This window comes from Kitasatospora saccharophila, from assembly GCF_039529925.1.
Classification (GTDB): domain Bacteria; phylum Actinomycetota; class Actinomycetes; order Streptomycetales; family Streptomycetaceae; genus Kitasatospora; species Kitasatospora saccharophila.
In genome coordinates, this window is sequence record NZ_BAAANS010000010.1 from 139,398 (window position 1) to 166,382 (window position 26,985).

Annotated in this window: 24 protein-coding genes; 11 read left to right on the forward strand and 13 right to left on the reverse strand. The window is 75.3% G+C overall.

Annotation, left to right across the window (positions count from 1 at the left end):
• Positions 1 to 34: 34 nt before the first annotated feature.
• A complete protein-coding gene (locus ABD345_RS10180) occupies positions 35 to 1,426 on the reverse strand; it encodes a uracil-xanthine permease family protein (RefSeq protein WP_344551665.1) in 1,392 nt (463 codons plus the stop codon).
• A gap of 412 nt (positions 1,427 to 1,838) precedes the next feature.
• Positions 1,839 to 2,486: a snapalysin gene (gene snpA, locus ABD345_RS10185; protein ID WP_344551630.1), complete on the reverse strand. Its 648-nt coding sequence runs from the start codon at positions 2,484 to 2,486 to the stop codon at positions 1,839 to 1,841.
• Between the two features lie 217 nt (positions 2,487 to 2,703).
• On the opposite strand from snpA, the gene ABD345_RS10190 reads away from it, so the two are divergent.
• From ABD345_RS10190 to ABD345_RS10200, 3 genes are all read left to right on the forward strand, one after another.
• Positions 2,704 to 3,687, forward strand: a complete 984-nt coding sequence (locus ABD345_RS10190; RefSeq protein WP_344551631.1) for a LysR family transcriptional regulator — start codon at positions 2,704 to 2,706, stop codon at positions 3,685 to 3,687.
• 100 nt (positions 3,688 to 3,787) lie between these two features.
• Positions 3,788 to 6,097, forward strand: a complete 2,310-nt coding sequence (locus ABD345_RS10195; RefSeq protein WP_344551632.1) for a molybdopterin-dependent oxidoreductase — start codon at positions 3,788 to 3,790, stop codon at positions 6,095 to 6,097.
• Between the two features lie 69 nt (positions 6,098 to 6,166).
• On the forward strand, positions 6,167 to 6,718 hold the full coding sequence (locus tag ABD345_RS10200; RefSeq protein WP_344551633.1) for an EF-hand domain-containing protein: 552 nt from the start codon (positions 6,167 to 6,169) through the stop codon (positions 6,716 to 6,718).
• A 61-nt stretch (positions 6,719 to 6,779) separates the two neighbouring features.
• Here the strand turns inward: ABD345_RS10200 and ABD345_RS10205 are convergent, their stop codons facing one another.
• The 5 genes from ABD345_RS10205 to ABD345_RS10225 all read right to left on the reverse strand — a co-directional run bounded on the left by ABD345_RS10205 (position 6,780) and on the right by ABD345_RS10225 (position 12,720).
• Positions 6,780 to 8,594: a hypothetical protein gene (locus ABD345_RS10205; protein ID WP_344551634.1), complete on the reverse strand. Its 1,815-nt coding sequence runs from the start codon at positions 8,592 to 8,594 to the stop codon at positions 6,780 to 6,782.
• 158 nt (positions 8,595 to 8,752) lie between these two features.
• On the reverse strand, positions 8,753 to 9,568 hold the full coding sequence (locus ABD345_RS10210) for an ABC transporter ATP-binding protein (protein ID WP_380272332.1): 816 nt from the start codon (positions 9,566 to 9,568) through the stop codon (positions 8,753 to 8,755).
• Positions 9,569 to 9,590: 22 nt separating this feature from the next.
• Positions 9,591 to 10,634, reverse strand: a complete 1,044-nt coding sequence (locus tag ABD345_RS10215) for a taurine ABC transporter substrate-binding protein (RefSeq protein ID WP_344551635.1) — start codon at positions 10,632 to 10,634, stop codon at positions 9,591 to 9,593.
• Between the two features lie 38 nt (positions 10,635 to 10,672).
• Positions 10,673 to 11,530: an ABC transporter permease gene (locus ABD345_RS10220; RefSeq protein WP_344551636.1), complete on the reverse strand. Its 858-nt coding sequence runs from the start codon at positions 11,528 to 11,530 to the stop codon at positions 10,673 to 10,675.
• Positions 11,527 to 12,720: an LLM class flavin-dependent oxidoreductase gene (locus ABD345_RS10225; protein ID WP_344551637.1), complete on the reverse strand. Its 1,194-nt coding sequence runs from the start codon at positions 12,718 to 12,720 to the stop codon at positions 11,527 to 11,529. The genes ABD345_RS10220 and ABD345_RS10225 overlap by 4 nt, the downstream gene beginning before the upstream one ends.
• Before the next feature lie 661 nt (positions 12,721 to 13,381).
• Here ABD345_RS10225 and ABD345_RS10230 point away from each other — a divergent pair.
• Complete coding sequence (locus ABD345_RS10230; RefSeq protein ID WP_344551638.1) at positions 13,382 to 14,170, forward strand: lytic polysaccharide monooxygenase; 789 nt, start codon at positions 13,382 to 13,384, stop codon at positions 14,168 to 14,170.
• 267 nt (positions 14,171 to 14,437) lie between these two features.
• Complete coding sequence (locus ABD345_RS10235; protein WP_344551639.1) at positions 14,438 to 14,914, forward strand: GNAT family N-acetyltransferase; 477 nt, start codon at positions 14,438 to 14,440, stop codon at positions 14,912 to 14,914.
• A gap of 370 nt (positions 14,915 to 15,284) precedes the next feature.
• Here the strand turns inward: ABD345_RS10235 and ABD345_RS10240 are convergent, their stop codons facing one another.
• Positions 15,285 to 16,178 carry a LysR family transcriptional regulator gene (locus tag ABD345_RS10240; protein WP_344551640.1) on the reverse strand — a complete coding sequence of 298 codons (894 nt, stop codon included), beginning with the start codon at positions 16,176 to 16,178 and terminating at the stop codon, positions 15,285 to 15,287.
• A 106-nt stretch (positions 16,179 to 16,284) separates the two neighbouring features.
• Between ABD345_RS10240 and ABD345_RS10245 the strand changes: the two genes are divergently transcribed.
• The 6 genes from ABD345_RS10245 (at position 16,285) to ABD345_RS10270 (ending at position 21,952) form a co-directional block, all read left to right on the forward strand.
• Positions 16,285 to 17,049, forward strand: a complete 765-nt coding sequence (locus ABD345_RS10245; RefSeq protein ID WP_344551641.1) for a CTP synthase C-terminal region-related (seleno)protein — start codon at positions 16,285 to 16,287, stop codon at positions 17,047 to 17,049.
• A gap of 87 nt (positions 17,050 to 17,136) precedes the next feature.
• A complete protein-coding gene (locus ABD345_RS10250; protein ID WP_344551642.1) occupies positions 17,137 to 18,237 on the forward strand; it encodes a PIG-L family deacetylase in 1,101 nt (366 codons plus the stop codon).
• The gene (locus tag ABD345_RS10255; RefSeq protein WP_344551643.1) at positions 18,212 to 19,345 is read left to right on the forward strand and encodes an ATP-grasp domain-containing protein; all 1,134 of its coding nucleotides are present in this window, start codon (positions 18,212 to 18,214) and stop codon (positions 19,343 to 19,345) included. Before ABD345_RS10250 ends, ABD345_RS10255 begins: the two co-directional genes overlap by 26 nt.
• Complete coding sequence (locus ABD345_RS10260) at positions 19,342 to 20,154, forward strand: PHP domain-containing protein (RefSeq protein WP_344551644.1); 813 nt, start codon at positions 19,342 to 19,344, stop codon at positions 20,152 to 20,154. Before ABD345_RS10255 ends, ABD345_RS10260 begins: the two co-directional genes overlap by 4 nt.
• Positions 20,151 to 21,629: a glycosyltransferase family 2 protein gene (locus tag ABD345_RS10265; protein WP_344551645.1), complete on the forward strand. Its 1,479-nt coding sequence runs from the start codon at positions 20,151 to 20,153 to the stop codon at positions 21,627 to 21,629. Before ABD345_RS10260 ends, ABD345_RS10265 begins: the two co-directional genes overlap by 4 nt.
• Positions 21,626 to 21,952, forward strand: a complete 327-nt coding sequence (locus tag ABD345_RS10270) for a hypothetical protein (RefSeq protein ID WP_344551646.1) — start codon at positions 21,626 to 21,628, stop codon at positions 21,950 to 21,952. Before ABD345_RS10265 ends, ABD345_RS10270 begins: the two co-directional genes overlap by 4 nt.
• 25 nt (positions 21,953 to 21,977) lie before the next feature.
• On the opposite strand, the gene ABD345_RS10275 is transcribed toward ABD345_RS10270, so the two are convergent.
• From ABD345_RS10275 to ABD345_RS10295, 5 genes are all read right to left on the reverse strand, one after another.
• Positions 21,978 to 23,501: a cytochrome P450 gene (locus ABD345_RS10275; RefSeq protein ID WP_344551647.1), complete on the reverse strand. Its 1,524-nt coding sequence runs from the start codon at positions 23,499 to 23,501 to the stop codon at positions 21,978 to 21,980.
• Between the two features lie 89 nt (positions 23,502 to 23,590).
• Positions 23,591 to 24,232, reverse strand: coding sequence for a GTP-binding protein (locus ABD345_RS10280; RefSeq protein WP_344551648.1), 642 nt, complete (start codon positions 24,230 to 24,232; stop codon positions 23,591 to 23,593).
• The gene (locus ABD345_RS10285; protein ID WP_033256906.1) at positions 24,213 to 24,566 is read right to left on the reverse strand and encodes a DUF742 domain-containing protein; all 354 of its coding nucleotides are present in this window, start codon (positions 24,564 to 24,566) and stop codon (positions 24,213 to 24,215) included. The genes ABD345_RS10280 and ABD345_RS10285 overlap by 20 nt, the downstream gene beginning before the upstream one ends.
• A 241-nt stretch (positions 24,567 to 24,807) precedes the next feature.
• Complete coding sequence (locus tag ABD345_RS10290; RefSeq protein WP_344551649.1) at positions 24,808 to 25,215, reverse strand: roadblock/LC7 domain-containing protein; 408 nt, start codon at positions 25,213 to 25,215, stop codon at positions 24,808 to 24,810.
• A complete protein-coding gene (locus tag ABD345_RS10295; RefSeq protein ID WP_380272344.1) occupies positions 25,212 to 26,984 on the reverse strand; it encodes a sensor histidine kinase in 1,773 nt (590 codons plus the stop codon). Before ABD345_RS10295 ends, ABD345_RS10290 begins: the two co-directional genes overlap by 4 nt.
• Between the last annotated feature and the right edge of the window lies 1 nt (position 26,985).

Here is a 26,985-nt window from a genome sequence, read left to right on the forward strand (position 1 = left end):
GGTCCGCCCCCGGCCGGGGGGGGCATGGGGTTCGTCAGCCCCGGTCGTCGTCGTACCCGCTGGTGCCCTCGTCCAGCAGCGGGCCGTCGGCGGGCTGCGGGTGCTTGAGGTGGGCGGGGGCCAGCGCGCGCAGGCCGTGGTAGCCGAGCAGGGTGATCAGGGTACCCAGCGCGATGCCGCCGAGCTCGAAGTCGTCGGTGAACTCCAGCGTCACGTTGCCGATGCCGACGATCACGCCGGCCGCGACCGGCACCAGGTTCAGCGGGTTGGCCAGGTCCACCTTGTTGTGGATCCAGATCTGCGCGCCGAGCAGGCCGATCATGCCGTACAGGACGACGGTGATGCCGCCGAGCACGCCGCCCGGGATCGCCGCGACCACCGCGCCGAACTTCGGGCACAGGCCGAACAGGATCGCGAAGGCGGCCGCGCACCAGTAGGCCGCCGTCGAGTACACCCGGGTCGCGGCCATCACGCCGATGTTCTCCGCGTACGTGGTGGTGGCCGGGCCGCCCACCGCCGTGGACAGCACCGTCGCCGCGCCGTCCGCCATGATCGCGGTCCCCATCCGGTCGTCCAGCGGGTCACCCGTCATCTCGGAGACCGCCTTCACGTGCCCCGCGTTCTCCGCGATCAGCGCCACCACCACCGGCAGCGCCACCAGCACCGCCGAGGCCGAGAAGCTGGGGGCGTGCAGCGAGGGCAGGCCGATCCACTCCGCCTTGCCGACGCCCGACAGGTCCAGCCGCCAGTGCTCGGTGGACGCGCCGCCGCCCAGCGGGGAGTCGATCTTCCCGAAGACCCGGTCGAACAGCCAGGAGACGGCATAGCCGAACAGCAGCCCCAGGAAGATCGCGATCCGGGACCAGAACCCGCGCAGCACCACCAGGGCCAGGGCCGTGAACGCCATCACCAGCAGCGCCGTCCACTGGTCCTGCGGCCAGTACGTGCCCGCCGCGACCGGCGCCAGGTTGAAGCCGATCAGCATCACCACCGCGCCGGTGACCACCGGCGGCAGCACCGCGTGGATCACCTTCGCCCCGAACCCCTGCACCACCGCCCCGCAGGCCGCCAGCACCGCGCCCACCACCAGCAGCGCGCCGGTCAGCGTCGCCGCGTCCCCGCCCTGGGTCTTGATCACCGCGGCCACGCCGACGAACGACAGGCTGGAGCCCAGGTAGGACGGGATCCGCCCCTGCGTCACCAGCAGGAAGAACACCGTGGCCACGCCCGACACCATCACCGCGAGGTTCGGGTCCAGCCCCATCAGGACGGGCGCCACGAACGTCGCCCCGAACATCGCCACCACGTGCTGCGCCCCGAGCCCGACCGTCCGCCCCCAGGACAGCCGCTCGTCCGGACGCACCACCGCCCCGGGCCGCGGCGCCCGCCCGTCCCCGTGCAGCTTCCACCCGAACCCGACCTTCATCCCGCGTCCCATCTCTCCGACCGGCCAGAACACACGTCGGGTCATGATCCCCCACCCCCGTCGCGGGGCCGCGGCAGGCCGGGCGTGTCAGCCTCCGGACCGGGGAGCGCGCCCCGGGAACGCGCCCCGGCCGGGCACTCGCAGGCATCTCACAGGATTTCCGCAGGAAATTCGCAGCACGGGGACTTGACGGAGGGCCGACCACGGGCACTCCGGGCGGTCGGATTTCCGGGTAACGGGTTCACCACCACCGGGAAAAGGGCGGTCTTGAATATCCGCGCCGAACGATCGTGGACGATTCACCGGCGCCGGATTTCCCTTCGCCCCCGTGCCGCATTGTCCGGCTGTCAGTGAACGTCCGGGCCCGGAGCATCGAAATGCCCCGGGCCCGGACGTTCACTGACAGCCGCGGTCAGCCCGCGGCGGCGAGGCCGTACGCCCAGAGGCTGTTGACCCGGCTGCGCTCGGTGCTGTTCGGGTACGGGTTGGTGCAGGAGGTGCCGGGGCCGCCGCCGGACATCAGCTCGCTGCACGGGCCGGTGTAGTGGTCGGGCAGGCCGAGCACGTGGCCGGTCTCGTGCGCGATCACCCTCAGTGAGCTGTACTGCCGGTTCTGCGCGTAGTCGAGGAAGATGTAGCCGCGCCCGTGGCCGTCGGTGGAGGCGTAGGAGCCGCGCGAGTCGTTGCCCTCGTAGTAGCGGAAGTCGGCGTTGGTGCCGGAGCGCAGCTGGACGTTGCCGACCGAGGAGTTCCAGATCTGCGCGCTCTGCGCGATGACGGTGCGGAAGGACGGGGCCTGGCTGGCGTCGTAGGTGACGGCGACGGTCAGCAGGTACGGGTTGGCGGCCTGCTTGGCCCGGGCCGACTTCATCACGGCCTCGTAGAACGCCTTGTTGCCGGCGTCCTGGGCGGAGTTCGCGGCGAGGCCCGCGGACGGGGTGTAGCCCTGAACGGCCCCGGCGGGGGCGGTGGGGGCGGCGGCCGTGGCGGGCACGGCGGCGGCGCCGGCCGCGAGGACCAGTCCGAGGGCGGCGGCGAGCACGGTCATGGAGCGGTTCATGGGGGACTCCATTCGCGGGTCCCGGCGGCCGTGGGGAGGCCGGCCGGGACGCGGTGACGGGTGGTTGCACCGAGCTTGGGGCAGTGGGAGCGGGGCGCGGAGATGGCAACCGGCGATAGCCCGGTCCAATGCCCTTGCACCGCAAGCGGTTTGACGAAGCGAGGGCATCTCTTGACATGCTCTTGGCAGGCGAGGGGCGGCTGGCTATGCTCCCGTGATGGAGCTCGACGTCCGACACCTCCGGGTGCTGTGCGCGATCGCGGACACCGGCAGCGTCCGGAAGGCCGCCCGTCGGCTCGGCATGACCCAGCCCTCGCTGACCACCCAACTGCACCGCATCGAACGGACCGTCGGCGGACGGCTGTTCACCCGCGAACGGACCGGCAGCCGCCCCACCGCGCTCGGCCACTCGGTGCTCTCGCGCGCCCGACCCGTGATCACCGAGATGGACGCCCTGGTCGCCGCCGCCCGCGCCGAGGCAGCCGGACCCGGCCGCCGCCGCCTGCGGATCGGCAGCGTCGGCAGCCGCGCGGTCCCCGCCTGGCTGCGCCGCATCCACGACCGGCTCCCGGAGACCGACACCACCATCCACATCGACATCTCGGCGATCGCCCTGCTCCACCTGGTCGCCGCCGAACAGCTCGACACCGCCTTCGTGCACGAGAGCGAGGGCTTCCCGCTGCACCTGCCGGCCGGCACCGAGCAGCGGGTACTGGTCACCCGCGAACCACAGTTCGTCGCCCTCGCCGAGACCCACCCCGCCGCCGGCCGGCCGGTCGTCACCCTCGCCGACCTCGCCCACGACACCTGGATGGTCGACCCCACCGCCGACCACGAGTACGCCGCCCTGCGCCGGGCCTTCGCCGGGGCCGGCCTCGACCCGCGCGTCGTCCAGGTCCGGGACAACGCCACCGCCGCCGAACTCGTCGCCGCCGGCGAAGCCGTCCGCCCCTGCCAGCCCACCTCGCCGCCCGGCCCCGGCACCGTGCTGCGCCCCGTCCACGGCGACCCGCTCGCCGTCCGCCTCCTCCTCACCTGGCGCCCCGACACCGTCGACCCGCCGACCCTCGACGGCCTCTGGTCCGACCTGCGCCACGCCTACCTCGGCCTGGCCGCCGCCAACCCCGCCTACCGGGCCTGGCTCCACCGCCTGGGCCGCCCCCTGCACACCCTCCTCGCCCCGACGGGACCGCCGCCCTGAACCGCGCCCCGCATGCGGGGGCGCCGACACGGGGAGACTCCCACCCGGCGGCCGACCGGGAGCGGGCCCGGGGCCCGCGGCGGAACGGAGTTGACGCACCGTGGAACGACGCCTGTCGGTGGCGACGCACTGGGGGAGTTTCGTCGCGGTGGTCGAATCCGGCCGCCTGCTGCGGATCGAGCCGCGCGGTGACGACCCGGCGCCGTCGCCGATCGGCCCCGGCATGGTGCGGGCCGCCGAGGACGGCGCCCGGGTGCTGCGCCCCGCGGTGCGCAAGGGCTGGCTGGACGGGCTGCCGCGGGTCGGCGAGCGGGCCCGGGGCTCGGACGGCTTCGTCGAGGTGAGCTGGGAGGACGCGCTCACCCTGGTGAGCGACGAACTGCGCCGGGTCCGGGCCCGGCACGGGGACGGCGCGGTGTTCGGCGGGTCGTACGGCTGGGCGAGCGCGGGCGCGCTGCACCACGCGCAGGGGCAGTTGCAGCGCTTCCTGGCGCTGGGCGGGGGCTACACCGACTCCCGCAACACGTACAGCACGGCGGCGCTGGAGGTCGTGCTGCCGCACGTGATCGGCGGGCACCCGTGGAGCTACCAGTCCCGGATGCCGCTGTGGGACGAGATCGCCGAGCACGGCGAACTCGTGGTGGCGTTCGGCGGGTTGGCGCTGAAGAACAGCCAGATCAACCCCGGCGGGCTGGCCCGGCACCGGACCGGGGAGCTGCAGCGCCGGTGCCGCGAGGCCGGGGTGCGGTTCGTGAACGTCAGCCCGATCCGCCGGGACACCGCCGACTTCCTCGACGCCGAGTGGCTGCCGATCGTCCCGAACACCGACACCGCCGCGATGCTCGGCATCGCGCACACCATGCTGGTCAACGGCTGGCACGACGAGGACTTCCTGCGGCGGTGCTGCACCGGGTTCGACCGCTTCGCCGGCTACCTGCTCGGCGAGGCCGACGGCGTGCCCAAGGACGCCGCCTGGGCCGCCCGGATCACCGGCCTCGACCGCGACACGATCACCGGCCTGGCCCGCCGGCTGACCGAGCGGCGCTCCCTCGTCATGGTCAACTACGCGGTGCAGCGGGCGGACCACGGCGAACAGCCGATCTGGATGTCGGTGGTGCTGGCCGCCATGGCGGGCTCGATGGGCCGGCCGGGCGGCGGCTGGGGCGCGGGCTACGCGACGATGGACGCGACCGGCGTCGCCCCGGGCCGTCCCCCGGTGGCGTCGTTCCCCGGGGTGCCCAACCCCGTCCCGGACTTCATCCCGGTGGCGCGGATCGCCGACGCCCTGCTGCACCCGGGCCGGACGATCGACTACGACGGGCGGCGCCTGACCCTGCCCGAGCTCCGGCTGGTCTACTGGTGCGGGGGCAACCCGTTCCACCACCACCAGGACCTGCACCGGCTGGCCCGGGCCTGGCAGACCCCCGACACGGTGGTGGTGCACGAGGCGTGGTGGAACACCACGGCCAAGTTCGCGGACATCGTGCTGCCCGTCGCCACCGGCCTGGAGCGCGACGACTTCACCGCCGGGTTCTGCGACCCGCACCTCACCGCGATGCCGAAGGTCCGCGAGCCGGCCGGCGAGTCCCGCACCGACCACCGGATCTTCGCCGACCTGGCCGCCCGGCTCGGCTACGGACGGGAGTTCACCGAGTCGCGCTCCGAGTCCGAGTGGGTCCGGCACCTGTACGAGCGGACCCGGGCCGCGCTCGGCGACGAGGCCGCGCTGCCGGACTTCGACGAGTTCTGGCGCCGCTCCACGGCCGAACTCCCCGCGCTGACCGGGCCGTTCCCCGGCAGCTTCGCGGCGCTCCGCGCCGATCCGGAGCGCTTCCCGCTGGCGACGCCCTCGGGCCGGATCGAGGTCTTCTCCGCCGAGGTCGACTCCTTCGGCTACGACGACTGCGCCGGGCACCCGACCTGGTACGAACCGGCCGAGTGGCTCGGTGGCGACCTGGCCGGGCGCTACCCGCTGCACCTGGTCTCGAACCAGCCCGCCTCCCGGCTGCACAGCCAGTACGACAACGGCGGCCGCAGCCTCGACTCGAAGGTCCGCGGCCGCGAGCCGGTGACGCTGAACCCGTCGGACGCCGCGGCGCGCGGCATCGAGGACGGCGCGGTCGTCCGCCTCCACAACGACCGGGGCAGCTGCCTGGCCGGCGCGGTCCTCTCGGACGAGGTCAGGCCGGGCGTCGTGCAGCTGTCCACCGGAGCCTGGTGGGACCCGGTGCGACCGGGGCGGGGCGGGTCCCTGGACCGGCACGGGAACCCCAACTCGCTGACCGCGGACCGGCCGTGCTCGCGCCTGTCCCAGGGCCCGAGCGCGCTCAGCGCGCTGGTCGAGGTCGAACTCCATGACGAGCCGCTGCCCGATGTGCTCGCCTTCGTCCCGCCTCCGATCGAACACTGAACCGGGGGACGGAACCGCTCCGGCCCGCCCGCTTGCCGCTGCGTGAGCGGGTGGGTACGGTGCGCAACCGTGACAGCACTTCGAGAGCGCAAGTACGGCCAGTGGTTCAGGGGCGCCGACGTCGACGGCGACGGGTTCATCACCCGGCGGGACGTCCGGATGATGAGCGAGCGCTACGTCGCGGCCCGCGGCATCGCACCGGACTCCGACGAGGCCCGCCCGCTCCTCGGCCGGATGGACGGGTTCTGGGCCGACGTGATCGCCCCGATGGACCGGAACGGCGACGGGAAGGTCGACCTGCGGGAGATGGTCGAGGGGTTCCGGCAGGCCCTCACCGACCCCGCCCGGTACCCGGAGCAGATCGGGCCGGTGGCCGACTGCTTCTTCGACCTCGTCGACCTCGACGGGAACGGCAGGATCGACCGGGCCGAGTTCCAGTTGATGTTCGACGCGGTGGCCGCCGTCCCCGGCGGGGACTGCGCCGAGGTGTTCGCGGCCCTGGACCTGGACGGCTCCGGCGGCCTGGACCGCGACGAGTTCCACCGGGCCGTCCTGGAGTTCTTCTACGGCGACGACCCCGCCGCCGCCGCCAACCACCTGTTCGGCCGGCTCGCCGACTGACCGGCCCGGGGCCCGCCGGAGCGGGCATTGGGGCGCCTGACGACCAGGACGGCCAGGACGCTCAGGACGGCAGGCGGCCCTGCAGCGCGCTGGTCAACGCGGCGATGCAGTCGGCGAGTTGGCGGTCGCTCAGCCGGGCCGGATCGCCGCCGCAGTCGGCGCCGGCGGCCGGGCCGGTGGGCTGCGGGGCGGCGGTGCCGGTGGGCTGCGGGGCGGGCGTCGCGGTGGGTTCGGGTTGCGGCCGGCCGCCCGGCGGGGCGATCGGGCCCTGGAGGGAGACCAGGTTGGGGGTGACCGTGGCGTCGCCGGAGAGGTCGATGTAGTCCTGGGTCTGGCCGTTGAAGTCGACGAAGCCGCGCCACCTGTCGTGCCCGAACGGGATGATCTCCTGGAGCGCGCCGTTCTCGCCCGCGCTGATGGTGATCGAGGTCTGCTGGGCCATGTAGGAGACCATCCGGCTGGCCAGCACGTCGAGGTTGACCGAGGGGGCGTCGTCGGCGCGGACGTACACGTGCAGGTCGTTGAGGCCGTCGCCGACCCGGTCGGCCTGCAGGACGGCGAAGGCGACCACCAGTTGGGAGGAGCTCTCCCTGGGCACCAGCGGCGTCACGTAGTACAGGTGGCCGTCGGCCTTGGAGCGGAGCAGGAACTCGCCGGGGTTGGCCGCGTTGGCGGCGGCCGAGGTGTGGTCGTAGCCGAAGTTCCGGTCGTCCTTGGCGCCGCGGCCGCCGAGCCACCGCACCTCGTGGATCTGGGAGCGGACCACCGAGGCCGGGTAGACCGCGCCGGGCAGGTCGCCGGGGGAGGCGGTGGGGCGGTGGTCGAGGTCGGGGCGGCCGTCGGCGGAGCCCTTGAGCACCAGGACGCCGGCCGGGGCGAGCACGGTGCGCTGCTTCCAGGCGGTCTGCCTGGCCACCGAGATGACGACGACGGGCCGCGCGGTGCGGACGTCCGGGCCGTCGCAGTAGCCCCAGACGTCCTGGTCGCTGTAGACCAGGTCGGGGAAGCGCTCGGCGAGCAGGTTGCGCAGGCTGACCGCGCCGGTGCCGCCGAACGCCCGGTCGAAGGCGTGGTCGCCGCGGAAGGCGCAGGACTCCACCGAGTTGGAGCCGCCGTTCCAGACCGCGACGCCCTCCATCGGCTGCTCGCCGGAGCCGTCCAGCACGGCCGTCCACACCCCGCTGCCGTTCGCGCCCGCGCCGGGCAGGTAGTGCAGGCTGTGGCCGAGCAGCCGGACGCCGGAGGTCAGGCCCGCGCTGTCGGTGAGCGCCTTGGTGGCGGCCGCGTAGGAGGCGGTGCGGGCCTCGAAGTCGAAGTCCGGCATCGGGGCGGTCTTGACGCAGGCCGGGACGTCGGAGCCGCCGACCAGGTCACAGCGGGTGCCGTCGCCGGGGCGGCCGTGCTCGGTGACCGGCAGCACCGAGCGCGGGGTGGCCGCCCCGCCCGCCGGGACGTCCAGCACGGTGGCGCGGGCGTAGTAGCGGCCCGCGTCCTTGTCGTCGTCCCACAGGCCGGTGCCGGCCCGCACCAGCGAGCCGAGCACGGCCAGCACCACGACGGCCGTCGCCGCCCGGGCGCGCCAGTCGCGGTGGCCCGCGCCGGACTCCTCGACCACGTACCGGACCGCGAACATGCTGCCCGCGAAGCCGACCGCCAGCCAGAACCAGAACAGCGGGGCGGCGTCCAGCGGGCCGCCGTGCGGGAAGAACTGGCGGCCGATCAGCAGCGCGTAACTCTGGTCCTGCTGGCCGAAGCCGCCGAACACGACGTGCTTGACCAGCCAGGTGAGCACCGCGAGCAGCGGCATCCAGAGCCACCAGGCGGCCAGCCCCAGCAGTGCGTCGCGCAGTGCCCCGCGGACCCGTGTGCGTGCCATCCCCGTCCCCCTCCCCCGGCCCGCCCCGCACGGCGGACCCCCTGGTCCGTCCTTCCCGCCGGGCCCGTCCGGCACGCTTCCGAACGGACGGGCGTACCGGGCGGGCCCGGCGGGAAGGCACGTCGACCGCGTCGACCAGAGCATGGCATGACGGTCCGTCAGGCGGCCCCGGCGGCCTCCCGCAGGGTGCGGGAGAGGGTGCCGCGCAGGGCGGCGAACTCGGGGGTGCCGCGCAGGGCGGCGGGGTCGGTGGCGGCGTCGCGGGGCAGGTCGACGGGCAGGTCGGCGACCACCCGGCCCGGGTCGGCGGCCATCACCAGGACCCGGGAGCCGAGCAGCACCGCCTCGTCCACCGAGTGCGTGACGAACAGCACGGCGGTGCCGGTGCGGGCGGTGAGGGTGCGCAGTTCCTCCTGGAGGCGCTCGCGGGTGAGCGCGTCCAGCGCGGCGAACGGTTCGTCGAGCAGCAGCAGTCGGGGCCGCCCGGCCAGCGCCCGGGCGATGGCGACGCGCTGCTGCTGGCCGCCGGAGAGTTCCCAGGTGCGCCGCCCGGCGTAGCCGGACAGGCCGACCAGTTCGAGCAACTCGGCGGTGCGGGCGGCCCGTTCGGCGCGGGGCAGGCCGTGGCGGGCGAGCGCGAAGGCCAGGTTGCCGCCGACGGTGCGCCACGGGAACAGCCGGGGCTGCTGGAACACCAGCCCGGTGCCGTGTCCGGGCCGGGGCGGGGCGCCGTGCACCGACGCCGTCCCCCCGGCGGCCGGTTCGAAGCCGGCGACCACCCGCAGCAGGGTGGTCTTGCCGCAGCCGGACGGGCCGACCAGGACGGTGAACTCGCCCTCCCCGATGGTCAGCGAGACGTCCGAGACGGCGGTCACCGCCTGCCCGGCGCGCCGCCCGCGCGCCTGGTAGCGGACCGTGACCCCGGTCAACTCGACGGCGGCGGGCGGTGCTTCGAGGGTCTCAGCCGGTGACACGCTCTCAGCCGGTGCCGCGCCCTCAGCCCGTGACACGGGCCAACTCCTCGACGGCCAGCGACTTGGCGAACACCGAGGCGTCCGGCACCGCGTCGATCTTCTGCTGGCCCTTCAGGAACTCCGCGGCGTCGTGCAGGTTGTCGGCGAGCTTGCCGGGCGCGCCGGGCTTGCCGAGGTAGTCGGGGCCGGCCTGTTCGGCGGCGGTGAGCAGGACCAGCTGCTTGAGCTGGGCGAGCGCGTCGGCGGGGCTGAGGTTGAGCTCCTTGGCGATCGAGGCGGCGGCCTGCTCCGGGTCGCTCTTGGCGAGCGTGACGGCCTGGTCCTCGGCCTTCAGCCAGGCGGTGACGATCTCGGGGTGGGCCTGGGCGAAGGCGTTCGTGACCACGCCGAGGTCGGCGGTGCGCTTGCCCTGCTCGGCGAGCTGCCGGCTGGTGACCAGCACCTTGCCGTCCTTCTCCAGCTCGGTGAGGGTGGGCGTCCAGGTGTAGGCGGCGTCGATGTCGCCGCGCTTCCAGGCCGCCAGCGCGTCCTGCGGCTGGAGGTCGATGACGTTGACCTTCGCCGGGTCGACGCCGGCCGCCTGGAGGGCGGCGAGCAGCGAGTAGTGCGAGGTGGAGCCGAACGGGGTGGCGACCTTCTTGCCGACCAGCTGCTCGACCGAGTCGATGCCGCCGCGGGCGACCAGCGCCTCGTTCTCGCCGATCAGGTCGTGCACCCAGAGCACCTTGTACGGGATGTTCAGCGGTGCGGACAGGCCCTTGGTGACGGGGCTGGAGCCGGCCAGGCCGAAGTCGACCGAGCCCGCCAGCACGGCGGTGTTGACGTCGCCGCCGGAGTCGAACTTCACCCACTTGACGTCGGCGTCGGGCAGCGCCTGCTCCAGCAGCCGCCTGTCCTTCACCACCAGGTCGGCGTTGGGTATCTCCTGGTAGGCGATCCGGACGGTGGTTCTGCCCTTGCCGTCGGAGCTGCCGGATCCGGAACTGGAGCAGGCGGTGGCGGCGGCGGTCAGCAGGACGGCGGCGGCAGCGGTGGCGACGGCGCGCCGGAGGGTGCGACGGTTCACGGTGAACTCCTGTGGTTTCTAGATGTGTTGATGGTGCGTCAGGATCGTCCGCGCCAGGGCACGGCGATCCGTTCGACGGCCTTCAGCAGACCGTCCAGGACGATGCCGGACAGGCCGATGGTGATGATCCCGGCGAGCACGACGGCGGTCTGGTTGTAGCGCTGGGCGTCGCGGATCATGCCGCCGATGCCGGGCACGCCGTTGATGGTCTCGGCGGCCACCACCGAGGTGTAGGCGACGCCGACGGCGATCCGCACGCCGGTGAGGATCTCCGGCAGCGCGGCGGGCAGCACCACCCCGCCGAGCAGCGACCAGCGGCCCGCGCCGAGCGCCCGGGCGGCCTCCAGCAGATCGCCCGGGACGCCGCGGACGGCGGCCGCGGTGGCGGCGGCGACCGGCGGCAGCGCGGCGATCAGCAGCAGCCAGACCTTGGGCGACTCGTCGATGCCGAACCAGATCACCAGCAGGCTCAGGTAGGCCAGCGGCGGCAGGGTGCGCAGGAAGGTGACGGCGGGCTCCAGCACCACGGCGACCGGGCGCAGGGTGCCGATCGCCAGGCCGATCACGGTGCCGAACAGGACGGCCCAGCCGGTGCCCTGGGCGATCCGGCGCAGGCTGGCGGCGAGGTGCTCGCCGAGCAGGTGTCCGCTGTAGCCGCGGACGCCGTCGTGCACCGTGGAGGCCAGCACCAGCTGGTGCCACACTTCACCCGGTGAGGGCACCAACGCCCGCGGCCAGACCTGGAGTTGCACGACGATCTGCCAGCCGGCCAGCAGCGCGGCGAGCGCCAGCAGGCGCAGCGCCGTCCAGCGCAGCGCCTCGGCGAAGCGCTTGCGCGGCGCGCCGCCGGCCACCGTCGTCACCGCCGCCGTCACCGCCGCCGTCACCGCGCTCATGCCGCGCCCTGCCCGGCGCCGAGCCCCGCGCCCTGCGCCACGCCCCGCTCGGCCTCCCGCTCGGCCTCCCCCTGGGCGTCCTGCTGGGCGACGAGCGCGCGCACCCGGGGGACGACCTCCTCGCCGACCCGGTAGGCCTCCTCCAGGTGCGGGTAGCCGGAGAGGATGAACTCCTCGACGCCCAGGGCCCGGTACTCGGCGAGCCGGGCGGCGACCTCGTCGTGCGAGCCGACCAGCGCGGTGCCGGCGCCCTCCCGGACCAAACCGATCCCGGCCCACAGGTTGGGGGCGACCAGCAGGTCGCGGGCGGTGGCGGTGCCGCCGCCGTGCAGGGCGGTCATCCGGGCCTGGCCGGTGGAGTCCATCGCGGCGAACCGGGCCTGGCTGGCGCGGACGGCCTCCGGGTCGATGCCGGCCAGGATCCGGTCGGCCTCGGCCCACGCCTGCTCGGCGGTGTCCCGGCTGATCACGTGCAGCCGCAGCCCGTAGCGCAGGGTGCGGCCCTGTTCGGCGGCGATCGCGCGCAGCCGGGTGATCCGCTCGCCGATCGCGGACGGCGGTTCGCCCCAGAGGAGTTGGACGTCGGCGCGGCGGGCGGCGACCCGTTCGGCGGCGGGCGAGGCGCCGCCGAAGTACAGCGGGACGGGGTGCTGGACGGCGGGGTCGACGAGTTGGGCGCCGTCGAGGTGCAGGTGTTCGCCCTGCCGGTCGACGCGCTCGCCCGCCAGCAGGTCGCGCAGCGCGGCCATCACCTCGTCGGTGCGGGCGTAGCGCTCGTCGTGGGCCAAGTGGTCGCCGTAGGCGCGCTGTTCGGCCGGGTCGCCGCCGGTGACCACGTTCAGCCGGAGCCGGCCGCCGGCGAACCGGCGGAAGGCGTCGGCCTGTTGGGCGAGCAGGGTGGGGCTGGCGAAGCCGGACCGGAAGGCCACCAGGAAGCCGATCCGGCTGGTGTGCTGGGTGAGCGCGGTGGCCAGGATCCACGGGTCGACGCAGCCGAGGCCGACCGGGGCGAGCAGCGCGGTGAACCCGGCCTGTTCGGCGGCCCGGGCGACCTGCGCCAGGTAGCCGACGTCGGCGGGGCGGCGGGTGGCGGCGCCGGTGCGGCCCTGCACGGCGGTGACGCCGCCGGGGTCGCGGCCGTCGCCGCCGGTGGGCAGGAACCAGTGGAACACGGGGGTGCTGGCAGGCACGGGGGTCCTCTTCTCCGGGGGTGGCCGGGGCAGCGGGAGGGGGGCGGCCGCTCCGCCGCGCGCCGGTCCGGGGTACGGACGGGGTACGGACGGTGCGGGGGCGGGCGCGGCGGCGGGGACGTACCGGCGGTACCGCGGGCGGACGTACGGGCGTGCGGACGCGGGGGCACGGGGCCTACGGGTGGAGCCGGGGGTCGCGGACGCTCAGGCGCGGCGACAGGCAGCGGAACACACCCGGAGGAGGTCGATGTGACCCCGGGTGGTCAGGAAGACGCGCTGCGACATGGGCCGGAAGTTACCACGTCCGGGCCGGTCGGGGTCAGGGACGGTCCGCATCGTGGTCACGGTGTCCACCTGGTGTCCGGTGCGCCGCCCCGGGCACCGTCACGCACATTTCGGCGCAGGTCCGGTGACGTTCGGTCAGATCTTCGGTGAACTGCGCCCCTCGTAGGCGGACATTTCGCTCAACCACTTGACCGCGTCCTGTACGTCGCTATCGTCTCCCTCAGTATCCGGTCTAGACCTATGGCCGTCTCCCGACCTGTCGTACCGGTCGTACGCAGGAGCACCGCTCGTGTCCGCCCCACCGCGCCACGGCGGCCTCCGACGTACCCCGACGGCCCGGGCGGACCTGAACCCCCACATCAGGAAGGCACCCCACATGCAGACCAAGAGAAAGGTGACCGCCGTCGTCGGCGCGCTGGTCGCCCCGCTGCTCGGCATGACCATGACCGCGGGCAGCGCCAGCGCCCACGGCTGGATCACCAACCCGCCGAGCCGCCAGGACCAGTGCGCCAACAACGTGGTCAGCTGCGGCCAGATCAAGTACGAGCCGCAGAGCGTCGAGGGCCCGAAGGGCCTCACCAGCTGCTCCGCCGGCCACGCCGAGTACGCCGAGCTGGACAACGACAACCTGGGCTGGAAGGTCACCAACGTGTCCTCCGTCCAGACCTTCACCTGGCACTTCACCGCCCGGCACTCCACCGCGAACTGGCAGTACTACATCGGCAACCAGCTGATCGCCACGTTCCCGGGCAACAACGCCCAGCCGCCGGCCGACCTCAGCCAGACCGTGAACTTCGGCAGCTTCACCGGCCGCCAGAAGGTCCTCGCGGTGTGGAACGTCTCGGACACCGCGAACGCGTTCTACTCCTGCATCGACGTCAACATCGGCGGCACCGGCGGGACCACGGGCGGCACCACCGGCGGTACGACCGGCGGGACCACCGGTGGCACCACGGGCGGGACCACCGGCGGCACGACCGGTGGCACCACCGGCGGTGGCACCGGCACCTGCACCGCTGCCGCCTGGAACTCGACCGCGGCCTACAACAGCGGCACCACCGTCTCCTACGGCGGCCACAACTGGCGCTCCAAGTGGTGGACCCAGGGCGAGCAGCCCGGCACCACCGGCCAGTGGGGCGTCTGGGACGACCTCGGCGCCTGCTGACGGACCCACCGGGCACCCGCGACCCGGCTGACCGGCCGACGGCCCCCTGTGGGGGAGGGCCCTCCGGTCCGGCCACCGGACCGCAACGCGCCCCCGACCGCTGCCACCGGCCCCACCCGGCGGCAGCGGTCGGGGGCTTCCGCGTTCCCTGCTCCCCGTGCGCCGGCGGAACCGCTCCGGACGGCCCGACCCGCATGATCCACTTCCGCTCCGGAGGGGGTAGCCTGCACCGGCGACCCCGCCGTCCGCCGCACCCCAGGAGCCACCGTGACGCCGCCCACCGCCCCCGCCCGGACCACCGTCCGCCCGGCCCGCCCCGAGGACTTCGCCCAGTGGCGCGCCCTGTACCGGGGCTACGCCGAGTTCTACCGGGTCGACCAGACCGAGGAAGCCGCCGCCCTGACCTGGTCCTGGATCCAGGACCCGGCCCACGAGGTGGACGCCCTGGTCGCCGAGGCCCCCGACGGCCGCCTGGTCGGCCTCGCCCACTACCGCCCGTTCGCCCGCCCGCTCTCCGCGTCCACCGGCTGCTACCTGGACGACCTCTTCGTCGCCCCCGACGCCCGCGGCTCCGGCGCGGCGGACGCCCTGCTCGCCCGGCTGCGCGAGACCGCGGCCGAACGCGGCTGGAGCGTGGTCCGCTGGATCACCGCCGACGACAACCACCGGGCCCGCACCAAGTACGACCGCTTCGCCACCCGCACCATGTGGGTCACCTACGACATGGCCCCGCAGGACGCCTAGCGGCGCCGCGGCCGTGACGGCGGGTCGGGCGGGGGCGGGTCAGGCGGTGACGGGGTCGGGGGCGGGCACGGCACCGATCAGGGCGCTGCCGTTGACGACGACGGTCAGGGTGCCGTTGTGGCCGGGGCCGAAGTGCTCGGTCGTCAGGCCGCAGGCGCGCCGGGAGGTGTCGCCCCGGAAGGCCGGAAGGCCGGAAGGCCGGAAGGCCCGAAGGCCCGAAGGCCCGAAGGCCCGAAGGCCCGAAGGCCCGAAGGCCCGGAGGCCGGAAGGCCCGGAGGCCGGAAGGCCGGAAGACCGGAAGGCCCGAAGGCGCCGGGAGCGCCCCGGCGGCTGGTGGGGCTGCACCACCGGCCCCGGGGATCCGCGCCCCTCACCCTCCGCGCGGCAGCGCGTCCAGGAGGGCCCGGGCCGGGCCGTCCAGGGCCGGGGTGAAGAGCGCCTCCCGCCGGTGCACCAGCCGGGGGGTGCGCACCGGCAGGGCCACCGTCCCGGCCGGCGCCCCGGTGCCGGCGGCGAGGGTGTGCGGGAGCACCGCGAGGCCGTGGCCCGTCGCGCACAGGGTGAGCAGTGCGGTCGCGTCCTGGCCCTCGTAGCCGGCGGCGGCCGGGAAGGCGCCGCCGGTCAGGGCGCGCAGGTCGGCCAGCGGGGCGGCGATGCCGGAGGCGTCGAGCCAGGACGCGTCGGCGAGCCGGTCGAGGTCGACGGCCGTCCGGCGGCGCAGCGGGTGGCCCGCCGGGCAGAGCACCGCGCACGGCTGCTCCCCCAGTCCGGCCTGCCGGACGGGTCCGAGGTCGCCCAGGGCCAGCGGTCCGCCGGGGGCGGTGTAGCCGTCGGTGACGCCGATCGCGCAGCGTCCGGCGGCGACCTCGACGGCCACCGCCCGCCGGGGCAGCACCCGGACCCGGATCCGTAGCCGCGGTTCCGCCTCCCGCACCCGGGCGAGGGCCCGCGCGACCGTGGCGTCCAGCCCCAACGGGGAGGTCGCGAGCAGCAGTTCGGGCCGCTCGGGGCCGGAGAGCCGCCGGACGTCGGCCCGGGCGGCGTCCATCCGCTCCAGCAGCAGCCGGGCGTGCTCGATCATCCGCTCCCCGGCCTCGGTCGGCCCGACCGGTCGCCGGTGCAGCAGCGGCGCGCCCAACTCGCCCTCCAGCGCGGCGATCTGCTGCGACACCGCGGACTGGGTGTAGCCGAGTTCCAGGGCGGCCGCGGAGAACGAGCCGAGCCGGGCGACGGTGACGAGCGTCCTGAGCAGGTGCGAATCCACGCCCCCCAGTGTGCGGCCCCCGCCGGACGGGCCGATCAGCGGCGCTGATCGGCCAGCAGGAACGCGCGTTGGACCGCCCGGGCGGGCGCGGCCAGGATGGCTGGACATGGAGACCACGGAGAGCACCGCCCACCGCGTCCAGAGCACCGCCCCCACCGCCCGGATCGCCCTGGTCGGCGACCGTTCCCCGCACGTCCCGGCGCACCGGCAGGGGCCGCGGATGCTGGCCGCGCTGCCGGACGCGGGCGGGCCGGCCGTCGAACCGTACTGGGTGGGGACGGCGGAGGTGGACCCGGCGGAGCTGGCGGAGTTCGACGGGATCTGGCTGGTGCCGGGCAGCCCGTACCGCAGCGAGGCGGGGGCGGTGGCGGCGGCCCGGACGGCCCGGGAGCGGGGGGTGCCGTTCCTGGGGACGTGCGGCGGCTTCCAGCACGCGGTACTGGAGTTCGCCCGGCACGCGTGCGGCATCGCCGGGGCGGCGCACGCCGAACAGCAGCCCGGAGCCGGGGAGTTGGTGATCGTGCCGCTGTCCTGCTCGCTGTACCGGCAGGAGGGCGGGATCCGGCTCTCCCCGGGTTCGGCCGCGCACCGGCTGCTGGGCGCGGAGCGGGCCACCGCCCGTTACAACTGCGGTTACACGCTCGCCCCCGGCTACCTGGAGGCGCTGCGGGCGCACGGGATGCGGTTCACCGGGCACGACCCGGACGGTGCCGTCCGGGTCGCCGAACTGCCGTCCCACCCCTTCTGGTTGGCGACGCTGTTCCAGCCGGAGCTGTCCCCGGAGCACGAGGGCCCGCACCCGTTCGTCCGCGCCTTCGCCGAGGCGGCGGCCCGGGCGGCGACGGCCCGCGGGTCGCGGCCTCCCCGCTGACGCCGCGGGTGAACCAGGACCAAAGCCACTTGATCCGGGTCTCCGGACCGTGGTCGCCGCCCCCGCGACCGGAGCAGGATCGGTTGTATGTTCCAAGCATCCGACAGGGGGACGGGCGACGACCAGCGCCCCTCCGCCCCTGACCCCGGGGCCCTGCTCGCCGGGGCCCGTCTGCTGGTCGCGGACCGGGACGCCGCCGCCGCGGCGGCCACCGCCGAGGTCCTGCGCACCCACGGCGCCGCGCACGTGCGCACCGCCGCCTCGCCGCGCGAGTTCCGCGCCGCCGGGCAGGCCGGCCGGGGCTGGGACCTGGCGGTGTGCGACAGCGCCCTCGCCGGGGACGGGCTGACCGAGTTCCTGGAGGACTGGCACGCGCACCACCCGGCCGCCCCGGTGATCGTCACCGAGGACCGGCCGGACGCCGCCCGCGCCGTCGCCGCGCTGCGCGGCCGGGCCGCCGACCTGGTCGCCCGGCACGACCCGGACGCCCTGGTGAGTTCCGCCGCGCACGCCCTCGCCCGCCCGCGGCAGGTGCCGCGGGCGGCCACCGCCGCCGCGGGCCCGGAGCGGGTCGGCATGCTGGTGGTCGGTGCCCACCCCGACGACGTGGAGATCGCCGTGGGCGGCACCCTGCACCGCCGGGCCGACGACGGCTGGGACATCACGGTGCTGACCCTCTCCCCCGGCGCGAACGGCGGCGACCCGGAGCAGCGGCGCCGCGAGGCGCACCGGGCGGCCGAGTCGATGGGCGCCCGGCTGGTGCTGGAGGACCTGCCGGACGGGTCGATCAGCGACGACAGCGCGACGGTGCGGGTGATCGAGCGCACGGTCGCCGAGGCCGCGCCGGACCTCGTGCTGGTGCACTCCGACCACGACACCCACCAGGACCACCGGGCGGTGCACCGGGCCACCCGGGTGGCCTGCCGCCAGGTGCCCCGGGTGTTCTGCTACCAGTCGCCGTCCGCGACCGTCGACTACCGGCCCAACCGCTTCGTGCCGCTGCGCGAGCAGGACGTCGAGGCCAAGCTCGCCTCGATCCGCGCGCACGGCTCGCAGTCGTCCAGCCGCTGGTACCTGGAGGAGGACCTGCTGCGCTCGACGGCCCGCTACTGGGGCCGCTACTCCCGTTCCCGCTACGCCGAACCGCTGGAGGTGCTCCGCGATGCCGCTCCCTTCCACGCCCACTGAGACCACCCCGCCGCCCGCGCCCGACCCCTCCCCCGACCTGGCGGCCGCCCTGGGCCGCCCGCCGCGGGTGCTGGTGACGGGCGCGGGCGGCCCGTCCGGCGTCGGCTTCCTGCGCGCGCTGGCGGGCGCGGTCGAGCCGTACGCGGCGGACATCGACCCGAACGGCGCGGGCCTGTACCTGGTGCCGCGCGCCCGCCGGATGCTGCTGCCGCCCGGCGCCCACCCGGGCTTCGCGGACGCGCTGCTGCGGCTGTGCCGGCGGCACGCGATCGACGTGCTGGTGCCCACCGTGGACGCCGAACTCCTGCCGCTGGCAGGCAGGTCGGCGGATTTCGCGGCGGCCGGGGTGCGGGTCCTGGTGCCGCCCGCCGAGGCGGTCGCCGACTGCCTGGACAAGTGGCGCCTCGCCCGGGCCTGCGCGGGCGCGGTGCGCCTGCCCGAGACCCGGACGCTCGGCCCGGCCGGCGGCGCGGACTTCCCCGGCGGCTTCCCGGCGATCGCCAAGCCGCGCACCGGCTCCGGCTCCCGGGGCGTGCGGATCGTGGAAGGACCGGCCGCCCTGGCCCGGCTCCCCCGGGACCACTCCTACCTGCTGCAGGAACTGCTGCCCGGCACCGAGTACTCGGTGGACGTGCTGACCGACGGCACCGGCCGGGTGGTCGCCGCGGTGCCGCGCTCCCGGGACAAGACCGACTCGGGCATCGTGGTCGCCGGACGGGTGCTGGCCGCCCCCGCGCTGTCCCGGCTGGCCGAGGAGACCGTCCGCACCCTCGGGCTGCGCGGCGTGCTGAACGTCCAGGTCCGCGAGGACCGCCACGGCGAGCCCGCCCTGCTGGAGGTCAACCCCCGCCCGCCGGGCGGCCTCTCGCTGAGCCGGGCCGCGGGCGTCGACCTGGCCCGCTGGGCGGTGGCCGGACTGCTGGGCGCCGAACTGCCGGAACGGATCGCGCACCGCGAGGTGGCCGTGGTCCGGCACTGGCAGGACGTCGTGCTGCGCCCGGACGAACTCGGCGACCTCGCGGACGACACGGAGGCCGTCGGCACGGGAGCCGGGGCCGCGGAGGCCGCCGGCACGGAGACCTTCGCCGAAGAGGCCGTGGCGGCATGACGGAGCGTCGATTCCCGCCGATCACCGCCGACCTGCACACCCACACCGACTTCTCCGACGGCCGCGACCCGCTGGAGCGGGTGGTGGTGGCCGCCGGGGCGGCCGGGCTGCGCACCCTGGTGGTCGCCGACCACGTCCGCGCCGACTCCGACCACCTGCCCGCGTACACGGCCGCCGTCCGGGCCGTCCGGACCTCCCCGGCCGTCCGGACCTCCCCGGCCTCCCCGACCGGCGGGCCGCTGCGGGTGGTGTGCGGGGTGGAGGCGAAGATCCTGGACACCGGCGGGCGGATCGACCTGCCCGCCGACCTGACCGGCGTCGAGCACGTCGCGCTGGCCGACCACCGGTTCCCGCTGCCGGACGGCCCGGCCCACCCGGAGCAGGTCCGCGAACGGCTCGCCGCGGGCGCGCTCACCCCGGCCCGGGCCCGCCGCCTGCTGCTGGCCGCCACCACCCGGGCCGTCACCCGGCTGCCCGCCGGGCGCACCGCGCACCTGGCGCACCTGTTCAGCGTGCTGCCCAAGTGCGGCCTGGCCGAGGCCGACCTCGACCCGGCCGAACTCGCCCCGCTGGCCCGGGCCTGCCGGGCCCGCGGCGTGGCCGTCGAGCTCAACGAGAAGTGGCACTGCCCGTCCCCGCGCACCGCCGCCGCCCTCGCCGCCGCCGGGGTCCGGCTGGCCGCGGGCAGCGACGCGCACCGCGCCGAGGACGTCGGCGCCTTCGCCTGGGTGACCGGCGCACTGGCCGAAGCCCGCTCCGCCGCCCGGCGCGACACCCGCCGCGGCGTCCTCGCGGAGCCCCGGCGATGAACTGGTTCCTGGACGCACTGGCCGTCCTCGTGGTGTTCCTCGGCGCGCTGCCGCTGCTGGTGGCCGTGCTGCAGTTCCTGCTGATCGGCCTCCAGCGCTTCCGCCGCCTGTACCGGGACCGCGGCGAGCCGTACCTGCCGCGCACCGCCGTGCTCGTCCCGGCCTGGAACGAGGCCGCCGTGCTGCCCGGCTCCGTCGAGGGCCTGCTCGCCCTGGAGTACCCGCCCGACCGGCTGCGGATCCACGTGGTCGACGACGCCTCCACCGATGAGACCCCGGCCGTGCTGGCCGAGTTGATCCGCCGCCACCCGGGGCAGGTGGTGCACCTGCGCCGCGAGCACGGCGGCCAGGGCAAGGCGCACACCCTCAACCACGGGCTGGCCCGCGTCCTCGCCGACGACTGGGCCGAGGCCGTCCTGATCATGGACGCGGACGTGGTGTTCGACCGGGACGCGCTCTGGCGGATGACCCGGCACCTGGCCGATCCGCGGGTCGGCGCGGTCACCGCGTACATCAAGGAGGGCAGCGGCAGGCGGGGCAACTACCTTACCAGGTACATCGGTTACGAGTACATCACCGCGCAGGCCGCCGCCCGCCGGGCGCAGAACGTGCTCGGCGCGGTCGCCTGCCTGGCCGGCGGGGCGCAGCTGCACAGCCGGGCCAACCTGGAGGACCTCGGCGGGCGGATCGACACCGACACCCTCGCCGAGGACACCGTCACCACCTTCGAGACCCAACTCGCGGGCCGCCGCGTGGTGTTCGACGGCTACGCGACCGTGCTGGCCGAGGAGCCCGGCGACCTGGCGGGCCTGTGGAAGCAGCGGCTGCGCTGGGCCCGCGGCAACCTCCAGGTCACCCGCCGCTACCGGCACGTGTGGTTCCGCGGCCGCGCAGCGCAGGGCGAACACCGGCTCGGCTCCTGGCTGTTCGGGCTGATCTGGTTCACCCTGCTGCTCACCCCGGCGCTGCTGACGCTCTGCTCGGGCGCCCTGCTGCTGCTCTTCCTCACCGACGCGGGGGGCCTGGCCTGGACGCTGTTCCACTGGCTGTGGGTCACCAACCTGGTCTGCTACCTGCTGCTCACCCTGATGTCCGCACTGGTCGACCCGCGCACCTTCCGCCGCTGCTGGCGCGAGGCACTGATCTACCCGGGCCTGGTCGCCACCGCGATCCTGCTGGTCACCGCCCTGCCCGGGCTGTTCCTGCCGCTGCTGGCGGGAGCCGGGCCGCTCACCGGCCACCTGCTCATGCTGCTGGTGTACGCCTGGCTGGCGCTGTGCATGCCGATCGCCTGGCTGGCCAAGGAGCTCACCGGCACCCGGCTGCGGTGGCTCGCCCCGCCGCTGCTGCACCTGGCGGGCTACGGCTCGCTGCTCGCCGCCTGCCTGGTCGCCGCCGCGTTCCACGAACTGCGGCACGCCGAACTCGCCTGGGACAAGACCGAGAAGACCGGGAAGGTGGCGATCGGATCATGACCCCCGAGCAGCCCGGGACCGACCCCGGGACCGGCACCCCGACCAGCACCGGGACCGGCACCCCGACCGGCAGCACCGACGCCGCCGTGGTCGCCGCGGCCCTCGCCGCCGCCACAGCCGCCCCCGCGCCCGTCGCCACCACGGCCGACACCACCGACACCGCCGACACCGCCGAGCCGGTGCGGCGGCGGGCCGCCGAGCTGACTCCGGTGGACCGCCGCCACGACCGGCGGCTGCTGTGGGGCGAACTGGCCGTCCTGCTGCTGATCGCGCTGGCCCTGCTCGCCCTGATGGCGGTGGGCGGCCTGCCCCGGCCGTTCTGACCCCGCCCGGCGGACCGCCCTCCGCTCAGCCCCGCAGCCGGGCCAGCAGCGTGCTCCACCACCCGCGCCGCTGCGGCGGCACCACCGGCGGTGCGGGCGGCAGCGGCGGCCTGACCGCCGACCGCGGACCGGGAACGGTCGCCCCCGGAGCGGCCGGAGCGGCCGGAGCGGCGGACGGCGTCGACGCCAGCGCCCCCGCACCCCCGACCGTCCCCGTCCCGGCCCCCGCGGCCGCGCCCGCGGCCCCGGCCGCCTGCTGCGGGTACAGCTCGGAGCGCGGGGTGAACCGGGCCGGCAGCTCGGTCAGGTGGCGCGACATCCAGTTGCCCCGCCACACCAACTCGCTCTCCTCGACCGAGAGTTGCAGGTCGGGGAGCCGGGTCAGCAGGATGTCGATGCCGGATTCGGCGATCGCCCGGCCGATCTCCTGCCCGGGGCACTCGTGCGGGCCGCTGCCGAACGCCAGGTGCGAGCGGTTGCCGAACAGCGGGGTGTCCAGGTCGGGCCGGACCACCGGGTCGGCGTTGCCCGCCGCGACGCCGAGCAGCAGCATGTCCCCGGCCTTGATCGCGCGTCCGCCGAGTTCGGTGTCGCCGGTCGCCCAGCGGCCCGGCACCAGCATGAACGGCGGTGAGTCCCACAGGACTTGGTCGAGGGCGTCGGGCAGGGTCATCTGGCCGCCGGACAGGTGGGCGCGGAACCGGCTGTCGGTGAGGACCATCTTCAGCGTCTCGGAGATCAGGTTGCTGGTGGTCTCGTTGGCGGCGAGCAGCACCGAGCGCAGGTGCTCCAGCACCTCCTCCTCGTTCAGCCCGGACTCGTGCTCGATCAGCCAGGTCACCAGGTCCTGCCCGGGGTCGCTGCGCTTGCGCTCCACGGTGCGGCGCAGCGACTCGACCACGTACTCGTTGCTGGCGACGGCCGTCTCGGTGCCCTTGACCAGGTCGCGGGCGGCCTCGACCAGTCGCGGGCCGTACTCCTCGGGCATGCCGAGGAGTTGGGTCATCACCAGCATCGGCAGGTGCTCGGCGAACTGGGAGACCAGGTCGACCCGGCCGCTGTCGCCGAACCCGGCGATCAGCTGGTCGGAGAAGCGGGTGACGAAGCGCCGCATGCCGCGCCGGTCGAAGCGGTTCAGGCCGTCGGTGACGGCGGTGCGCAGCCGCCGGTGCTCCTCGCCGTCGACGAAGGAGCAGGTCGGCTGCCAGGCGATCACCGGCAGCACCGGCGAGTCGGGGGCGACCCGGCCCTGGCGGAACTCGGTCCAGCGCCGCGAGTCGCGGGAGAACCGGGACGGGGTGCGCATCGCGGTCAGGTTGGCCGAGTAGCCGAGCACCAGCCAGGCCGGCAGGTCGCCGTGCAGCAGTACGGGGGCCACCTCGCCGTGCTCGGCGCGCAGCTTCTCGTAGAAACCGGCCGGGTCGGCCTCGGCCTCCGGCCCGAACAGCCGCAGCAGTTCACCGCCCCCCGGCCCGCCGCCGGCGCGGTGGGCGGGACAGCCGGGCGGCGGGACGAGCCCGCCCTGGTACGCGTGCTCTTCGTACGTCACGGGGCAACTCCGGTGCGAAAAGGATGAATGGGTGGACCGCCGGCCGCAGACCGACCGACTGCCCGGCCGACCGACTGCCCGGCCGGGCGTCAGCCGACCGGCTGGGCGGCCGCGGCCGTCCCCGCGGGCCGGGCGGCGAGGTCGTACAGGTAGCGCATCAGGGCCATCAGCACGTCCCGGCTGGACTCCCGGGAGCGGGCGTCGCACTGGACGATCGGCACGTGGTGCGGCAGGTCGAGCGCGGCGCGCAGTTCGTCGACGGGGTAGCCGGGCGACTCGGGGAAGCCGTTGATCGCGACCACGAACGGGACGCCGCGGTCCTCCAGCCGGCCCAGCACGTCGAAGGAGACCTCCAGGCGGCGGGTGTCGACCAGCACGACCGCACCGAGCGCGCCCTCGAACAGGCCGTTCCAGAGGAACCAGAAGCGCTCCTGGCCGGGCGTGCCGAAGACGTACAGCACCAGTTCGTCGCTGATGGTGATCCGGCCGAAGTCCATCGCGACGGTGGTGGAGCTCTTGCGCTCCACCCCGGCCAGGTCGTCGATGCCGACGCCGGCCTCGGTCATGGTCTCCTCGGTGGTCAGCGGGCGGATCTCGCTGACCGCGCCGACCAGGGTGGTCTTGCCGACCCCGAAGCCGCCGACGATGACGACCTTGACGGCGGTGGCCACGGTCGCCGGGAGCAGCTCGGCCTCGCGCGGCCCGCGCGGCTCAGAGCCGTTGAAGTCCATGGATCACTGCCTCCAGCAGGGAAAGGTCGGGAAGGGCGGCCGGCGGGACGGGGGCGCGGACCTCGATCCGGCGTTCGGCGAGCAGGTCCGCGAGCAGGACGGTGACCAGGCTGTTCGGCAGCCGCAGGTACGCGGAGATCTCGGCGACCGACAGCGGGGAGGAGCAGATCCGCAGGATCGCGGCGTGCTCGGGCTGCATGGTGGGTTCGGGCCGGGCGCGGGCGACGACCAGCGTGACCAGGTCGAACCCGGCGGTGGCGGACTTGCGGTCGCGCCCCCCGCTGATCACGTACAGCCGCTCCGGGTTGGCGTCCGCCCAGTCCTGGTTGCTCATCCCCGCACCTCGGTGTGGCCGGCGGCCGGTCGGCCCGTCGGCGGTGTTCCGGCGGGGCCGGTCGGCCCGACCCTCCCGGTCGTTCCGGTCGGCCCCGTGGCCGCTGTCGCCACGGCCGCCGCTGTCGTCGCTGCTACCGCCGCTGTTCTTGCTGCGGCCGCCGCTGTTGCTGCCGCCGCGGGCCGGGCGCCCGCGGCCGGTGACGCGGCCCGGCGGCCGGTCCGTCCGGCGGCGGTGCGGATCACGCGATCTGCTCGCTGCCGCGGACGGGGGTGGTCAGGTGCTCGCCGATCCGGGCGACCAGGTCGCGCATCCGCTGGCCGACCAGCCCGGCGTCCACGCCCTCGTCGGCGAGGACCGCCAGGTAGGCCCGGGAGCCGGCCGCCATCAGGTAGAAGAACCCGCCGCCGACCTCGATCACCACCAGCCGCATCCGCCCGTCGCCGCCCGGGAACTCGTGGCCGACCGCGTTGGCCAGGCTCTGCAGTCCGGCGCAGGCGGCGGCCAGCCGGTCCGCGGTGTCGGGGTCGGTGCCGTGCTGGGCCAGCCGCAGGCCGTCGGCCGACAGGACGATGACGTGCCGGATGCACGGGACGGTCTCCGCGAGGTCCCTGAGCATCCAGTCCATGTTGGTCCGTTGCTGAATCACTTGTCGCCTTTCCCTGCTGATTCGTCACTGGCGTGGCCGGGGCCGCCGGGTCCGGCGGGCGGCGCGGTGCCGTTGACGCCGTTGGTGAAGGCGGCCAGCCACAGGCCGGGTTGGACCGGCTCGGGGGCGGGTGTCTGCGGCACCGGGGCGGTCTGCGCCACCGGGGCCGGGAGCGGGCTCTGCGCCGGGGCCGGGGGCGGGCTCTGCGCCGGGGCCGGCTGCGGGGCGCGGGGGGCGGCCCCGCCGAAGCGGGACGGGGCGGCGTGCCGGCGCCGCTGGGGCAGGCCGTTCGCGGCGCGCTCCAGGACCACCGGGACCTCGTCCTGGTCCGGGACGGCGGCGAGGCCGAACCCGGCGGACGGCGCCGCGACCGGCGCGGGCGCGGGGTTGGGCACGGCGCGCGGGAAGGCCGCGGTGGCCGCGAAGCCCCCGGCGGGGGTGTGGGTCGCGGCGGCGGGGCGGGGGCGCGGCGGGGTGTCCGCGTACTCGGCGCCGACCGCCGCCGGGTACGCCTCGCTGTCGGGCTGCCCGGGGTGGGAGGGGAAGGCCAGCGGGGTGGTGGTGGCGATCCGGCCGATGCCGTGCGCGCGGCTGGGCGCGGGCGCGGTGGTGATGTAGACGTCCGGCACGATCAGCACGGCGCGCACGCCGCCGTACGCGGACGGGCGCAGCGAGACCTGGAAGCCGTACGCGCGGGCGAGCCGGCCGACCACGGCCAGGCCGAGCCGGGGGGCCTCGCCGAGGCCGTTCAGGTCGATGCCGGACTCGGCCTCGGCGAGCATCCGCTCGGCCCGGGCCCGGCCCTCCTCGCCGAGGCTGAGGCCGCCGTCCTCGATCTCGATCGCGATGCCGGTCTGCACCTCGACGGCGGTGAGGTGGACGCTGGTCTGCGGCGGCGAGTAGCGGGTGGCGTTGTCGAGGAGTTCGGCGAGCGCGTGGATCAGCGGTTCGACGGCCGGGCCGACCACGGCGACCTCGGAGACCGGGTGCAGTTCGACCCGGCGGAAGTCGAGGATCCGGGACATGCCGCCGCGCAGCACGCTGTACAGCGGGACGGGGTTGTTCCACTGGCGGCCGGGGCGGGCGCCGCCGAGCACGGCGATGGAGTCGGCGAGGCGGCCGATCAGGGCGTTGCCGTGGTCGATCACCAGCAGGTCGTCGAAGACCGCGGGGTCGTCGCCGTGCCTGTCCTCCATCTTGCGCAGGTCGATGGCCTGCCGGTGGACGATGGCCTGCACCCGGCGGGCGATGTTGACGAAGGCGCGCTGCGCGGACTCGCGCATCGCCTCCTCGTTGTCGACGGCGTCCAGGACGGCGCGCAGCACGGCGTGCCGGAAGTCGTGGAACTCGTCGCCGGCGTCGTGGACGTGCTGCTGCTCGTAGGAGCGGAGCACGTCGGTGATGAACTCGCCGCCCTGCATCCGGGCGACGGCCTGCGGGAGGTCGTTCTTGGCGAGTTCGAGCATGCCGGCCTGCTGCCGGGCCAGCCGGTGGCGGTGCTCGGCGTCCTGCCGGGCGGCCTCCTCGCGGGCCCACTCCAGTGCGCGGCCCCGGCGCACCGCCTCGAAGCCCGCCACCGCCACGGCCGCGGCGCCCACCAGGCCGCACCAGATGGTCCCCGAGGTCGCCGCGCCCGGGGCCGCGGCGGCGGCGAGCCCGACGGCCGCGCCGATCACCACCGCGGGCAGCAGGCCGACGAGCACGGCCGCGGGTAGCCGCCCTCCTGCAGACGATCCGTCTGGTGACGATCCGGCTCGAAGCATCAGCATC

Excerpts from the sequence above, each read along its gene's own strand:
- ABD345_RS10280 (WP_344551648.1), bottom strand. The coding sequence starts at position 24,232 with ATGGACTTCAACGGCTCTGAGCCGCGCGGGCCGCGCGAGGCCGAGCTG.
- ABD345_RS10190 (WP_344551631.1), top strand. The coding sequence starts at position 2,704 with ATGGAGCTCGACGTCCGACACCTCCGGGTGCTGTGCGCGATCGCGGAC.
- snpA (WP_344551630.1), bottom strand. The coding sequence starts at position 2,486 with ATGAACCGCTCCATGACCGTGCTCGCCGCCGCCCTCGGACTGGTCCTC.
- ABD345_RS10230 (WP_344551638.1), top strand. The coding sequence starts at position 13,382 with ATGCAGACCAAGAGAAAGGTGACCGCCGTCGTCGGCGCGCTGGTCGCC.
- ABD345_RS10250 (WP_344551642.1), top strand. The coding sequence starts at position 17,137 with ATGTTCCAAGCATCCGACAGGGGGACGGGCGACGACCAGCGCCCCTCC.
- ABD345_RS10285 (WP_033256906.1), bottom strand. The coding sequence starts at position 24,566 with ATGAGCAACCAGGACTGGGCGGACGCCAACCCGGAGCGGCTGTACGTG.
- ABD345_RS10180 (WP_344551665.1), bottom strand. The coding sequence starts at position 1,426 with ATGAAGGTCGGGTTCGGGTGGAAGCTGCACGGGGACGGGCGGGCGCCG.
- ABD345_RS10260 (WP_344551644.1), top strand. The coding sequence starts at position 19,342 with ATGACGGAGCGTCGATTCCCGCCGATCACCGCCGACCTGCACACCCAC.
- ABD345_RS10245 (WP_344551641.1), top strand. The coding sequence starts at position 16,285 with ATGGAGACCACGGAGAGCACCGCCCACCGCGTCCAGAGCACCGCCCCC.
- ABD345_RS10270 (WP_344551646.1), top strand. The coding sequence starts at position 21,626 with ATGACCCCCGAGCAGCCCGGGACCGACCCCGGGACCGGCACCCCGACC.
- ABD345_RS10205 (WP_344551634.1), bottom strand. The coding sequence starts at position 8,594 with ATGGCACGCACACGGGTCCGCGGGGCACTGCGCGACGCACTGCTGGGG.
- ABD345_RS10220 (WP_344551636.1), bottom strand. The coding sequence starts at position 11,530 with ATGAGCGCGGTGACGGCGGCGGTGACGGCGGCGGTGACGACGGTGGCC.
- ABD345_RS10265 (WP_344551645.1), top strand. The coding sequence starts at position 20,151 with ATGAACTGGTTCCTGGACGCACTGGCCGTCCTCGTGGTGTTCCTCGGC.
- ABD345_RS10255 (WP_344551643.1), top strand. The coding sequence starts at position 18,212 with ATGCCGCTCCCTTCCACGCCCACTGAGACCACCCCGCCGCCCGCGCCC.
- ABD345_RS10295 (WP_380272344.1), bottom strand. The coding sequence starts at position 26,984 with ATGCTGATGCTTCGAGCCGGATCGTCACCAGACGGATCGTCTGCAGGA.